Annotated in this window: 14 protein-coding genes and 1 pseudogene; 13 read left to right on the plus strand and 2 right to left on the minus strand. The window is 63.3% G+C overall.

Annotated features, from left to right (window positions below; translation table 11 throughout):
• The first annotated feature begins 67 nt into the window (after positions 1-67).
• The 4 genes and pseudogenes from CEK65_RS07900 (at position 68) to CEK65_RS07915 (ending at position 3964) form a co-directional block, all read left to right on the plus strand.
• Positions 68-822: pseudogene (locus tag CEK65_RS07900) on the plus strand (IS5 family transposase).
• Positions 823-1139: 317 nt separating this feature from the next.
• Complete coding sequence (locus tag CEK65_RS07905) at positions 1140-1739, plus strand: hypothetical protein (RefSeq protein WP_152181348.1); 600 nt, start codon at positions 1140-1142, stop codon at positions 1737-1739.
• Between the two features lie 102 nt (positions 1740-1841).
• Entirely contained in the window at positions 1842-2324 is a 483-nt protein-coding gene (locus tag CEK65_RS07910) for a hypothetical protein (protein ID WP_226980512.1), read from the plus strand.
• Positions 2321-3964 (plus strand): XVIPCD domain-containing protein, encoded by a 1644-nt coding sequence (locus CEK65_RS07915; RefSeq protein WP_152181349.1) that lies wholly within the window; start codon positions 2321-2323, stop codon positions 3962-3964. The genes CEK65_RS07910 and CEK65_RS07915 overlap by 4 nt, the downstream gene beginning before the upstream one ends.
• Before the next feature lie 78 nt (positions 3965-4042).
• On the opposite strand, the gene CEK65_RS07920 is transcribed toward CEK65_RS07915, so the two are convergent.
• Positions 4043-4858, minus strand: a complete 816-nt coding sequence (locus tag CEK65_RS07920) for a hypothetical protein (RefSeq protein ID WP_226980513.1) — start codon at positions 4856-4858, stop codon at positions 4043-4045.
• A 185-nt stretch (positions 4859-5043) separates the two neighbouring features.
• On the opposite strand from CEK65_RS07920, the gene CEK65_RS07925 reads away from it, so the two are divergent.
• The 5 genes from CEK65_RS07925 to CEK65_RS07945 all read left to right on the plus strand — a co-directional run bounded on the left by CEK65_RS07925 (position 5044) and on the right by CEK65_RS07945 (position 8829).
• Complete coding sequence (locus CEK65_RS07925; RefSeq protein WP_226980514.1) at positions 5044-5541, plus strand: hypothetical protein; 498 nt, start codon at positions 5044-5046, stop codon at positions 5539-5541.
• Positions 5542-5633: 92 nt separating this feature from the next.
• Positions 5634-6287 carry a hypothetical protein gene (locus tag CEK65_RS07930; protein ID WP_226980515.1) on the plus strand — a complete coding sequence of 218 codons (654 nt, stop codon included), beginning with the start codon at positions 5634-5636 and terminating at the stop codon, positions 6285-6287.
• Positions 6288-6377: 90 nt separating this feature from the next.
• The gene (locus tag CEK65_RS21150) at positions 6378-6857 is read left to right on the plus strand and encodes a hypothetical protein (RefSeq protein WP_226980516.1); all 480 of its coding nucleotides are present in this window, start codon (positions 6378-6380) and stop codon (positions 6855-6857) included.
• Positions 6858-6979: 122 nt separating this feature from the next.
• Complete coding sequence (locus CEK65_RS07940; RefSeq protein ID WP_152181366.1) at positions 6980-7759, plus strand: SPFH domain-containing protein; 780 nt, start codon at positions 6980-6982, stop codon at positions 7757-7759.
• A gap of 170 nt (positions 7760-7929) precedes the next feature.
• Positions 7930-8829 carry a hypothetical protein gene (locus tag CEK65_RS07945; protein ID WP_152181350.1) on the plus strand — a complete coding sequence of 300 codons (900 nt, stop codon included), beginning with the start codon at positions 7930-7932 and terminating at the stop codon, positions 8827-8829.
• A 172-nt stretch (positions 8830-9001) separates the two neighbouring features.
• Here the strand turns inward: CEK65_RS07945 and CEK65_RS07950 are convergent, their stop codons facing one another.
• Positions 9002-9976: an alpha/beta hydrolase-fold protein gene (locus CEK65_RS07950; protein ID WP_152181367.1), complete on the minus strand. Its 975-nt coding sequence runs from the start codon at positions 9974-9976 to the stop codon at positions 9002-9004.
• A 222-nt stretch (positions 9977-10198) separates the two neighbouring features.
• Between CEK65_RS07950 and CEK65_RS07955 the strand changes: the two genes are divergently transcribed.
• The 4 genes from CEK65_RS07955 to CEK65_RS07970 all read left to right on the plus strand — a co-directional run bounded on the left by CEK65_RS07955 (position 10199) and on the right by CEK65_RS07970 (position 13253).
• Entirely contained in the window at positions 10199-11008 is an 810-nt protein-coding gene (locus CEK65_RS07955; RefSeq protein WP_150409826.1) for a hypothetical protein, read from the plus strand.
• Between the two features lie 124 nt (positions 11009-11132).
• Entirely contained in the window at positions 11133-12101 is a 969-nt protein-coding gene (locus tag CEK65_RS07960) for a polysaccharide deacetylase family protein (protein WP_152181351.1), read from the plus strand.
• 98 nt (positions 12102-12199) lie between these two features.
• The gene (locus CEK65_RS07965; protein ID WP_017907992.1) at positions 12200-12403 is read left to right on the plus strand and encodes a hypothetical protein; all 204 of its coding nucleotides are present in this window, start codon (positions 12200-12202) and stop codon (positions 12401-12403) included.
• Positions 12404-12617: 214 nt separating this feature from the next.
• Positions 12618-13253: a DUF2076 family protein gene (locus tag CEK65_RS07970; protein ID WP_152181352.1), complete on the plus strand. Its 636-nt coding sequence runs from the start codon at positions 12618-12620 to the stop codon at positions 13251-13253.
• The last annotated feature ends 21 nt before the right edge of the window (positions 13254-13274 follow it).

Below are 13274 nucleotides of genomic sequence, written 5' to 3' on the forward strand. Positions count from 1 at the left end.
CCCTAGGGGTTGTCATCAATTGGGTTGGCAGCAATTCTATTGAGCGTCAAAGCAAGTCAGCTCTGCCATGAAGCGTCGCTATGCCTTACGAGACGATCAATGGGAACGCATCCGCGATCTGTTACCAGGTCGAGCGGGCCATGTTGGTGTGACGGCGAAGGACAATCGGCTGTTTGTGGAAGCGGTGCTTTATCGCTACCGTGCCGGCATTCCTTGGCGTGACCTGCCAGAACGGTTTGGGGATTTCCGGGTGATCCATCTACGGCATCTGCGCTGGAGCCGTTCGGGTGTCTGGCAACGGGTGTTCGAAGCGTTGGCGCAGGAAAGAGACAACGAATACGCCATGATCGACTCCACCATCGTCCGGGCACATCAGCACAGTGCCGGGGCAAAAGGGGGGAAGCGCAGGCGATCGGACGCAGCCGCGGAGGGCTGAGCACGAAGATTCACGCGGTGGTCGATGCCCTGGGCAATCCTGTCGCCTTGCACCTGACAGCCGGCCAGGCATCGGATCTGGAGGGAGCCGATGCACTGCTGCCGAGCCTGTCGGCAAAGGCGCTGATCGCCGATCGTGCCTACGATGCCGGTAAACGGGTGATTGAGCCCCTGGAGCAGGCAGGGGTGCACATTGTCATCCCATCCAATCCTACGCGTAAGGTACTGCGTACATATGATCGCGACCTTTATAAGGCCCGCCATCTGATTGAGCACTTTTTCGCCAAACTCAAGCAATACCGCGCTATCGCAACCCGCTACGACAAAACCGCATTCGCCTTCCTTGGCGCGATCCACTGGATCGCTTCGGTCATCCTGCTTAATTGATGACACGCCCTAGAGCAAGTCAATTTCCTGATGAAAGATTCTACAAATTGCTATTGACAGGTCCCGCATCGCGGTAGCAATGTCTACTCCAAGGAGCGTCGAAACTCCTCAGACAGCGGTACCCACCTCCGACAAACCGGTGGGTTTTTTGTGCCCGAAGCTCGGGCACAAGCCGACGCGATGCCTGCGTCGGGAGGGCGGCTAATACAACACCTTTCGGGGAAATACGCCCGCCGGCTGTCTGCGGTTTCGAACCTCCCGACTTCCCGTCCGCCATGCGTGGCGGGCGGACCCCTTCATGGAACGAGGAGGCAACGATGGCGCACGACCGTTTGCACGACGACGACATGCCCGGCTATTTCCTGCCGGAGGACAGCCAGTTCCGCCTGGCGAAGCTGCGCGACCATGTGCGCTTCCTGGTCCGGCTGGCGCAGCCACGCACGCAGGCCGAGGATCGCGCCGCCGAACCCAAGGTGCGCATGGGCGAACTGGCGCTCTGTCTGGAACTGTTGGCCGAGCAAGTGGACCTGGTGCTGGACGCGCTGTTCTATCCCGCACAGCGGACCGACACGACGCGCGGTGCCTGGCCCGATGCCACTGACCAGGCAGCAACGGACGCCGGCAGCGGCACGTTCCGCGTGACGCAGCGGCAGATCGACAGGCTCACTCAGCTGGCTGAAACCGTCTCGGCCAATGCCAGGATGGTGGCAGCCGGCGATACGGCCGAGCGCGCCGGCCAGACGCTGCCAGAAGTGAGCAACACGCTCTGCGCCGCAGCGAACGACGTGCGTGAACTGCTGCTGCAGATCGCACGCCAGCCGCTTCGCGAACCGGCGCCGAACCGCGTGCGCGAGGCACCAGCAGTCTATGCGGTGGCCTGGGGTGCGCCGTCTGCGTCAAGCGGACGGCTGAACTGATCGCGGCAGGCATCTATTGTTCCCTTTTGGTACGCGGGCCGTGTTGTTGATATCGTCGTACCATCCTTCAGAGTCACGAAGAGCGAATCAAAGGAGTTGCCGATGTTTTACCCGAAAAATTGTCGCCTCCGGTCGCTATGTGTGCTGCTGTCGGCGAGCATGGCGTTGGTCACTTCCTGCTCAAGCGCAGCACCCACGGCCAAAGCTCCCTCGTTTGCCGGCGCATGGGGATATGCAAAAAAATGCGATTCCGGGCACTTTTTGGCCATCACGCTGGAGCAGCGTGGTAACCATGTAACCGGTGATTGGAGCGAAGGTACAAACCTGCGCGGGGGAGGCGGAAAGCTCGAGGGCGAAGTGCGCGAGGCAAAGCTATACGTTCGCTACTGTAGCGATGATGGAGAGGCTGGCTACGCTGTTTGCCCTGCTTTTTCTGGGGTCGAAGACTATTTCGCCCTCGAAAAGGGGGCGCTCGTTCGTTACCAGAAGTCTGGACCCCGCTACGAGCGGGATGTCGCCCTGCATCCCAGTAGCAAAGGGCATCAGGTGCCATTTGATACGAAATGCATGGAGGAAGAGCCATGAGTAGGCTGACGGATCAGGAGCTGCGCGCAACACTCTATTTCGCCGTAGGGGTCACGTCTGAAGGCGGCTATGACGCATACCGACTTGAAGTCGCGGGAGATAATCCGAGAACGCCAAGGCTCGAGCCAGCCGGCAATAGTGGATACACCATCGGTACTATTCAGGTTGACCTGGGCCAACACTATCAACCTGGCGATCCTAATGGTGAGAACGTCCCAAGGGATTTGGTCAACGCTTATCAGGGGTGGGCGGCTATCAATCAGCCGCAGCGTGTACTCAGCGAAGATCAGGTGGCGCAGACCATCGCGGATCTAGGTCGCCAAGGCAGAGCGATCAAGAGGGAATTGGGGCGGCCTCTGGATGCGGAGGTCAAGTCGCGATTGGATGGTTTCCTTTCTTCTGATGAGGGTATCAGCTGGGTACATGAGCAGGATGTTACGCAGATCAACAAGATCATGAGCCGTGCGATTGCACCCCTTGAGCGAAGCGAGCTCTATCAGAACGCTTCGTTGGACGACCAGGTGAAATTGGCAGCAATGGTTGGAAAAGCTTTCAACCAAAATGAAGCGCTCACCGCGCCTATGATCCGCAATATCGAAAGAAATAAGTACCACTCTGTGGCAGATGTCAGTGGTGCTATCGATGGCTTGAGCCCAAGGCTTTCCGGGCCTCAGGACTACCTTGAAAGTGGTCGCGACGGTGCACTCAGAGGTGCCGCTGTCGTCAACGCGCTGCGCAACGCAAATCCAGAAAGTCCTCTCTCGACAGCGTGGGCAAGTGTTTTGTCCGATCCACTTGTCAATCCAACCACCCTCAATGCGGATAGGTTGCATCGGAACTTGCCGCATGAGTATCCGGTCATCAAGAACTTGTTCCTGCATGAAGACCGCGCAGGGCAATTCATCGGTGCCTTGGATAGAGGCGGGGCGCATCAGTACGGCCCCACGGACCGCGCGCATCCAGAGCGCTTCAATGGGCCAGGCTTCTATGCCGCGGGCAATGATCTGGTCAATTGGAACAAGCATGGGCAGGGCCATGCGTTCTTGAACGGTGAGTGGAGTTCTGTCGCGCGCGAGAATCTGACGCGCGCCCGAAACCACGATGGCACCACCGATCTCAACCTGCAGCAGGGAGGCCAGACGCAACGGCTGCTGCATGTGGACCCTCATGCACCCGAACTCCGGCCTGCTCCGCAGCAACACGGTGGCCGAACTGGCCCCGACAATCCTGCGCACCCTGATCACGCAATGCTCCTGCAAATCAGAGAAGGAGTGCAGCGGCTCGGGAGCCAGGCTGGCGTGCCATTCGATGAGAACAGTGAGCGTGTGTGCAGGAGCCTTCTCGCTGCATGCAAGGACAACGGAGACCAGTACCCAACTGCTTCCAGCGCATCGCTCTCCAGCAATGCATTGACAAGAGTGGATCATGTTGTCGCCGGGCCTGAACGCCTTATCGCTGTTCAAGGAGAATTGAACGATCCTGCGCACCTGCGCGCGCATGTGCCAGTGCAGCAGGCGATGCAGACTCCGGTCGAGCAGTCAGATGCCAAGCTGATGGCGGCGAACCAGGTCATTGCTCAGGAGCAAGCGATGACACAGCAGCGCGAGGTGTCTAGAAGCCAGGGGCAGTCACTGGGGTGATCCTTCTAGGGGTACCCCGCATCCGTCGCTGTCGATGGCGGATGAGGGGCGACCTCCTTACGCCACTCCTTTTGAGGCCTAGCGCTTCATTGCGCCCTTGCGGCACAAGCCGATGTTGGTTCTCGCGGCACGCATGATCGCCAGGTAGCGGTCCGCCAGCATTGGCGTCCATCCTTCCACGGCCGCGTCGTCGTCCTTGGCGGCGTCCTCCGCATAGGTGTCGAGTGTGGAAAGGCACTGCGCATACAAGCCATTTTTGTACTGGGTGATGGCCAGATCGTTACGAATGGCGCCTTCGTCTTCCCATTCCAGCGTCGGCAGGCAACTCGGCACGACTGGCGACAAGGTGGCGAGCGCTGCCTTGTAGTCTTTCGCATCGTAGAGGCGCTTGAAGGTCGTCCGCGTGCGGTCCAGCGCGTCTCGGCCACAGCCATCCTTGACCCGCAGGTAGGGCGCCTCGAAATCCCCGTTGTAGCCGCAGAACGTCTTGCATTCGGCGGGCGTGGCAGCCGCTACGTCAATGCCCTGCGGCGTACTGGCGAACTTCACCTGGCAGGTGGGTTGGCCCTTGTTCCCCTTGGCGACGCCGGTGTGTCCCTCTATCGCGCCATTCAGCTCGCACACGTCTTCCCCCGTGGCGCTTTCCAGGGAGAAGGTCAATGTGCCGTTTTGCTGCTTGATCAGCAGGCGACCCCATCCCTTGTCGGTGATGTACTCGCCCGGTGGAGGAGTGCTGTCGGGTGCAACTTGCTTTGCCGCCACGGCAGGCTGCTCCTTGCGCGCTGCCGGCTTCGGGGCATCGGCCGGTGGTTTTGCCGAACAGGCGGCTGTGGACAGCGTGGCGATCGCAGCGGAGACCAGCCAGGTCATCTTCAGCGGGAGTGTTTTCGCCATATCCTTTCGCCGCTCCTGTCCTCCCTGCGGCTCTTTAACGCGCGATGCAGCTATGCGTCAAGTCGGTGCGCCCCTGCTCGGGCTGGCCGGCGGGTGCATATCTGGCGGGAGGTCGGTGGAACGTCGGGAGACCGATTGCTATCTTCCCTGTCTACGAGCCGCAGGCCATGTACAAGGGGTGACCGATGATGAAGCAGCACCGACGCGGGCGGCGCTTGTCGCTCGTCGCGCGAGTTGTGGCGATGGGGTTGATGACCTCGTGTGCGGGTTCCGCTTACGCAAGCAAGTCCACCACATTCTCCGGCGAGTGGGGTTATGCCAAGAGATGCGACTTGGGCCATTACCTGGGCCTGCATCTGCAGCAGCATGGCGATCGCGTCACCGGAGATTGGAGCGAGGGAACCAACGCGCACGGCCATGACGGGCAATTGCAGGGGGAAGTACGCGGGGGCACGTTGTATATCCGCTATTGCAGTGAAGATGGAGGAAAAAGCTACGCCGCATGCCCCGCGTTCTCAGGACCAGAAGATCGGTTCCGGCTACAAAATGGACTGCTTGTTCGCTATCAGAAGTATGGTTCCGGTTATCGGCGCGACGTTGCGCTTCATCCGAGTGTCGCAGGGAAGGATGTGCCTTTCGATCAAGAATGCATGGATCAAGACGATGGGCTCGATCGGCCCTGACAATTCCTTGCGCCCGAAGCAATCAGCGTCCCTGCGCGCTAGCGCGAGAATGCAATTCGGCGCTTCTATGGCATAAGCATTGAGGTGATTTCATGGCGAAATCGAAGCAGGCGCTTTGCATGGTCTTCATCGCCGCGACCTTGCTACTGACAGCATGCCAGCCCGAATCAGCTCAATCAGTGGCGTCCAGCCAGGGGCTCAATCGCAAGGAGTCGCCTGTAGCCAGGACGACCGTGCCGCTGGTCAGGAAGCTCAGTCCGCAACTCCTGTCTGATGCCATCACGCTCGATTTTGCTGTTCCTCCCCAGGAGGATGATCCTGAGCCGCCGATCTTCATCGGATTGCGGGTCGCTGCTGCAGATGGTGAGGCTGCAGCGGCCAAGGTCGATCTCCTACGCGATGCTGGCGTGACCGCTCAGTTGCACCTCTATCGATTGACAGAGGCAGGCGAGCAACCGGTGGTATTGCAGCGGAGCGAAGAAATAGGGCGTACCGAGTATCGAGTCGTGGCCTTGGGCCGCGATGGGCATGTGCCACGTATCTTCGCGACAGATGCGGACGTCACAACGATGGAAGCCGCGGGGTTGATTGCTCCGAATGTCACCTACCGCGAATTGGACATGGCTTTTATACGGGATACGCCGCCCGGCCGATACCGGGTGTCCGTCCGCTTCGAGGGTAACGTCGGTGCCTTGGAGGAAGCCGGATCGGAACTGTTGATCGCCTTCACGAGGAAGGCGAAATAGGAGCGTGCCTGACGATGGCCCATGGCAGGTCAGGCGTTGGCTAGTTGGAAGGGCAATTTCACAGATGACAGATCGACTAAGGCGGGAAGAATGACAGAAGTGCGATGGTGGCTGATCGCGGCCTTCCTGTGTGGGGGCATGAATGCTTCTGCTGCCCGCGCCGTCGAAGTAGATCGGGGTGATCTACTTTGCAGCCAAGCCAGCGATTGGACTGATGGAGCGTCGGTGGATGTAAAACAGATGACCCCGATGGTCGTAGAAAGTGATGCAGGCCGTACCTATCATTTCGATCTGCACGGAAGCGCCGGACTGCAGACGCTGGACGCTCGCTGCGGCTGGGGGAGCTACGCAGAGTGCGTCTTCACTGCTCGCCGGTCGGATGGCACGACCTACCAGTTCTCAGGCATCTCCAGCTTCGGCCTATGGAAATCCATGGATGGCTTTTACTTGCTGTACCGCATCGTGTCTCCCAAGGGAGAAGCGGATGCCCGCAAGCGCCGCATAGTGAAGTTGGATGATCCGCCGAGAGAGGTTTGCAACCAGCTTGGCGACTATTCGAATCTCATGTAGGTCCATGAGCGGCCTATCTGCCCATACCCAAGCAGGTGCCTCGCCCCCCACGATGCGCTAGCATCCCCCGCACACGACGGCGCGCGGCGCCGTCCTTCAGGGGGACATCGATGAAACATTCCATGCTGGCCGCCGCCGTGGCGGCCTTGCTGTGCGCCTGTACCGTGGTCTCGCCCGATCCGGGGCAGCAGGCGGTACTGGTGGACAAGCCGCTGCTGTTCGGCAAGGGCGGCATCCGCCTGGACGACGTGCGCGATCCCGGCCGCACCTATACCTGGATGACGACCTCGGCAGTGTACGTGGACACCACGCCGCAGACGGTGCAGGTGGCCTTCGATGACTTCTCGTCCAGCGACAACATCCTGTTGGACTTCTCCACGCAGATCCAATACTGCATCACCGCGCCGGCGCGGCTGCTGTCCGGCTTCGGGCAGGACTGGTTCAAGAACAACGTCGCCAGCCAGTACGCGGCGATCGTGCGCGACCAGGTCAAGCGCTACGACATGACGCGGATGATGAGCGACCCGGACAGTGCACGGAAGATCGACGAGGCGGTGACCGAGAACGTGCGCGCCCTGGTCAAGGAGCAGGGCCTGCCGATTCAGATCCAGAACATCACCCTCGGCCGCGCCCGTCCCAATCCCGACGTGCTGCAGCAGATGAACCTGACCGCGGCGCAGCAGCAGCGGGTCAAGACGCTGGTGGAAGCCACCACCGCCGAGCGCCAGCGCGAGCAGGAGCAGGTGGCCAAGGCCGATGCGGACAACGCCTACCGCAACCGCATGGGCCTGACCCCGGAGCAGTACCTGGCCAGCCAGATCGCCGAGATCAACGCCGAGGCCTGTGCCAAGGCGCAGGCCTGCTACATGGTGCCGTCGGGGACGTCGGTGATCGCCAAGTAGTACGACGTGGTAGAGGCGGGCCCGGGTGGCCCGCCGTTTGCGGACATCGGTGGTGGCATGCGCGTCGCGAATGCGGCGCGCCGGCGGCGGTTGTCGCGATGCCGGGGGTCTGCCACTGTGACGGCTGAGTCCTGCGAGGAGATCCGCAGATGGAGTCCGCACAATCCTCAATGTCGCAGCGCCTGCCAGCGGCCCGTCTGTTCGCCCTGCTTGCGCGCGAGGCGCGCACCGGGGTGATCTTCCGCCGCGGGCCGAGCAAGCAGGTACAGTTGATCCACTGGGATCTGCGCGACGACAGCTTCGTGCACGGACAGTGGTTCAAGGGCCGCATCTACGAGCGGCGCTGTGATCTGTCGCCGTCGGGGCGGCTGCTGGTGTACTTCGCCTCCAAGCAGCGCGGCGACTTCGGCACCTGGACCGCGCTGTCGCGGCCGCCGTTCTTCACCGCACTGTCGCTGTGGCCGAAGGGTGACTGCTGGGGCGGCGGCGGGATGTTCGAGGACGAGCGGACCTTGTTGTTGAACCATCGGCCACGCGATGGCGGCGACTCCTTTCCGATGCCCACCGGCTTCCAGTTGCCGCACCATCTGCAGGTGCGGCCGTTCGGCGCGCATTCGGGCGGCGGCGAGGACGAGCCGATCGACGGCGTGTTGCGCGAACGCGATGGCTGGCAGTTGCACGATGACGGCGAAGGCGAACGTGGCGGGCTACGCAGCGGCGCATTGTTCCGCTTCAGCCGCCCGCGCGTGCGCGAGAAGCTCGGCGCCAATGGCCGTCGCCTGCAGTCGCTGCTGCATGCGGTCGGCCAGGAAAACCATGCCTGGTATGGTCAGGATCACCGGGTGCTGGACCGCGACGGCACCGTGCTGGTCGACCTGCCGGGCAGCGATTGGGCCGACTGGGATGGCGGCGACCTGGTGTTCGCGCGCGAGGGCAGGCTCTATCGTCTGCGCAAGAGCGACTTCCGCGAATTGACGCAGCGGGGTGCGCAGGCCTTCCAGTTACTGCACGATTTCAGCGGCGCGCGCTTCGCACCATTGGCGCCGACGGCGGATGCGCTGAAGTATTGAGCGGCCGTTACGCGGTGCCTTCAGTAAACCTCTGCGAATACGTGCCGGTAAATGGCGTTGCTTTAGAAGACCTTTAACGGCGGCCGGCCGGCACCTGTAGGAGCGGTTTCAGCCGCGACAACGCCATGTGGAGATGCAGCATCCGCCCGACCGGCGGCGTGCGCGCCGCGCCTCACTGCCGCGGAACACCCAGCAGGAACTTCAAGCCATGGGTGAGCCCGCGCGGCGCAACGCTCAGGTGATCCTCGTCGTCCAGTACGTCCAACTGCAGGCGCAGCGACCGATAGTGCCGTCCGCGCAAGGTCTGCACCATCTGCTGCGCGTCGGTCACCATGTCGTAGCGCTTGCCGTAGCGGCGCTGTTCGTACTCGCCGACATACATGTAGACCTGTGCCGGCAGATCGCGGTGACTGGAGGCGAAGCGCGTTTCCTCGGCGCGCATGGCATGCGCGCCGAACCAGTACGACGGACTACCCAGGATGTAGCCGGAAAACAGCTCGGGTGTGCTCAGCAGGATCTGCGTACCGAGCAGGCCGCCGTAGGAATGGCCAAGGAACAAGCGCCGCGCTTCATCGGTGCGATAGCGTTGCGCGACGAAGGGGAGCACTCGGTCGCGCAAGTACGCAATGTAGGTGCTGGAACCCCCGTGAGTGGCACCGGCGGCCGCAACATCGCCGGCCTCGGTGGTGGGCGTGTAGTCGCGGCGACGGCTTGGCATCGGTTCATCGCCGAGTGCATACGACAAGCCGACCAGGATGAAGTCCTCGATAGCCGGACCTTCGCCGTTCAAGCGCCGCGCGATCTGCCGCGCCACAGGAAACGCATAATCGGCATCGGTGGCGTACAGCACCGGGTAGCGCCGCTCGGGGTGATCCGCATAGCCGGCGGGCAACGCCACGAACACCTGGTAAGTGCGGCCGGACACGGGATCGGGGACATCCCACACCTGGGTTCCAGCCAGTTCGTAAGGCGCACCGCTGCCGCGCTGACCACCGAGCTGCTCCGCTACCGTGCGTGCGTGCGGTGGCACCGGTTGCGTGGTGGCGTCCTTCCTTGCCGCCGCTGCCGCTGCGGCGGGCGCCTGCGCCGTGTTCGTGCACCCGGCGAGCAGCAGGCACGTCCAGACCAGCCAAAGCGCTTTCCTCATTCCCTCGTTTCCGTTTGTTCGGGTCCGCGCGCGAGTCGGCGCATCTGCATGGTGCCATGGCGGCGCGAGTGCCGGCGCCTCGCGTGTTCTGCATCGCGCGCGCACCCGCTCCGCGGCGCACGCGGTCCGTGTCGATTGGACGTGCGAAAAGGAGATTCCGGCGCTGGCGGCTTCCCTCTGCATGAAAGGTGGATTAGCTTGCCTGCACTTGGGGGGAATCGCATGCGTATCGCGTTGGTCATCGTCGTTGCCGTGGCATCGCTCTGGCTGCTTGCTGCAGGACGTGCTGCGGCGCCGGCCAGGCGGCAAGCCCCGATCAGGATCGCCTCGGTCTCGGTCCAATACACATACATGGGGTGGGGGTACGTCGATGAACGTTTCCACTTGGTTCCGGCGCGCAACGGCATAGGGTTCGTCATGCGCTGGACGGACCAGGATGGGGCGAGGCACGCCGAGCAGGGGGTCGCTACGGACAAGGTGATGGCGCTGTTCGCGGCGGCACGCGCGCCTCGCATCGATCGCGCGACCGGGCTGGGCGCGTTGCAGCAGCGGGCGATGGAACCAGCGACCATCGCCAGAATCCGCAATGCGCTGTTTGTCGATCGGGATTGCCCACCCCTACAACAGCGCCAACTGCGTGCCGCGCAAGTGAATGGAGATGGCGTGAGAGACGCGCTCGAGCGGCTCTATGGCGAATCTATTCCATGGACCGACGATAGCCCGTCCATGACGGTCCGCATCGTGCCCGAACGCGGGGCGCCGCTGGAGTTCCATTCGCAGTCGCAGAAGCCATTCATGCTGGCATGGATCCATGGCCTGCCAGGTGGCCGAAGAGATCAGGAGATGGATGGCCCAGAGGCGACCTGGTCGCTGCCGCTCAGCGATGCGCTTGTGGAGGTCCTGCCGGCCATGTCGCCTGCACGAAAGCGCTTGGCGCGCGAGCAACTAGTGAGGGTATTGGCTCGGAACCTGCAGCGCCGCTCTCCTTTATCCTGCTCGCAGGATCGTGGCAACGCGTACGCAGGGAGTTGAATCTTCGGTGCCTGGCTCTTGCCGGTGAGTCAGCCAGGCAGGGCGCGCAATCGGCTGACAGGTGCTCCTTGGTGTCGTCCGCATGTGTGCGTATAGACTGGCAACTCCATACTGGGGGCGTCCGATGAGAGTACTTCGCTGCCTGTTGCTGCCGGCCCTGCTGTGCGTCGCCGCATTCGCCCAGGCCCAGGACGACACGCGCCGCATCGCGGTAACCATCGACGACCTGCCGTGGCAGCGCATCGAGCAGACGCCGCCTGCCCAGTTGCCGGCGCTGCATGCGCAGTTGATGGCCTCGCTGCGGCAGGCGCAGGTACCCATCGTCGGCTTCGTCAACGAAGACAAGCTGGAGCAGGACGGACAGGTGCAGCCGCAACGCGTGGCGATGCTGCGCGACTGGCTGGATGCCGGCTATGCGCTTGGCAACCACACTTACGGCCATGTGAACCTGCACCGGGTGGGCGTGCCGGCGTACGAGGACGCGATCGTGCGCGGCGAGCGCACCTTGCGGCCGTTGCTGGCCGAGCGTGGCCAGTCGTTGCAGTGGTTCCGTCATCCGTATCTGGCCACCGGCCGCAGCGTCGCCGACCGTGAGGCGGTCAACGGCTTCCTGGTCGCGCATGGCTACCGCATCGCGCCGGTTACGGTGGACAGCGGCGAGTGGGTATGGGCGTTCGCCTACGCGCATGTGCTGGACGAGCCGCCAGGCCCGGCGCGCGACGCCATGCTGCTGCGCCTGCGCAAGGGCTACGTGCCGTACATGCTCAACAAGCTGGATTTCTTCGAGCGCGAATCGCAGGCGCTGTTCGGCCGCCGTATCCCGCAGGTGTGGCTGATGCACGCCAACGCGCTCAACGCTGCCGCATTCCCGGATCTGATCGCGGCCACGCGCCGTCGTGGCTACGCCTTCATCGGCCTGGAGGAGGCATTGCGCGATCCCGCCTATACCCATGCCGAGGGCTACACCGGCCCCGGTGGGATCAGTTGGCTGCACCGTTGGGCGATGGCTGAGGACAAGCCGAAGGACTTCTATGCCGGCGAACCTGTGGTGCCGCGGTGGGTGTTCGCGCTGGCAGGGGTGGATTCGGAGTAGTGCAGGGCGTGCAACTGCCGGCGCGTCCCGGCAGGCCTTCACCCTCCACGCATGCATGGCCGGATCACGATGGCTCCTCTCCGCTCACCCTGACGCCCATGCCCTCGTCCAAGACGCCTCCGTGGAAGAAACCGAATCCGCGCGGTCAACGCAGCCAGCCGCTGTCACCGTCGCAGAAGGAAGCGGCGAAGCAGCGTGCCGAGGAGAATGGCCGCCCGTATCCGAACCTGGTCGACAACATGTGGGCGGCGCGGCTGCCGCATGCGACGTCCTCCTCCAGTTCGGACATCGACGAGGAATAATCAGGGCTTCTGCGCTTGGAGTGGGGGCGTACCTGGCGCCCGTTGTCGGAAGAATGTCGGAGTTCGCCAGTGCGGCCGCCGGGCTGGTTTTCCCGGCGCGCGTGATTGATGAATGCCGATACACCGGAACTTGGACGCACCCTTGGCCTGCGCCGGGCGATGCCCATACCGTGCCGTGCCGGCACTGGGCCGGTCATCGCATCCAGGTACGGGTATGACTCCGCAAGAACAGCAGCTTCTCGAAGACTTCCTGGCGCGCCTGCGCAGCGCCGGCGGGGTGGCCAAAGATCCGCAGGCCGACGCGCTGATCCACGCGCGCCTGGCCGATCAACCCGATGCCGCGTATCTGCTGGTACAGCGTACCTTGCTGCTGGAGCACGCGCTGGAGGCCGCCAAGGCGCAGATCGCGCAGTTGCAGCAGGCGGCCACGCCCCCGCCGCCGCCGGCCAGCTTCCTGGGCCAGAGCTTCAATGCGGCGCCGCCGCCGTTGCCCCCGGCACCCGCCGCCGCAGGCGTCGCGGGCGCCGGTGCGCCCGGCTGGCGCGAGCGCTGGTTCGGCGGTGGCGCTGCGGCCGCGGAGCCGACGCCGGCACCGGCCGCCGCGCGTGGCCCCAGCTTCCTCAGCACCGCGGCCACCACGGCGGCCGGCGTGGCCGGCGGCATGTTCCTGTTCGAGGGCGTGGAAAGCCTGCTGGGCGGCCACCACGGCGGCGGCCTGTTCGGCGGCGGCGCGCCGCAGGAGACGGTAGTCGAGAACATCACCAACAACTACTACGACGACACGCCGCAGCAGGACATGGGCCAGGACTTCCAGGGCGACGGCGACTTCGGCAACGACAACTGGACGTAGCCTCGTCGCTTGCACTTCTGC

The sequence above is a fragment of the Xanthomonas sp. LMG 12459 genome (genome assembly GCF_009192905.1).
GTDB lineage: Bacteria > Pseudomonadota > Gammaproteobacteria > Xanthomonadales > Xanthomonadaceae > Xanthomonas_A > Xanthomonas_A sontii.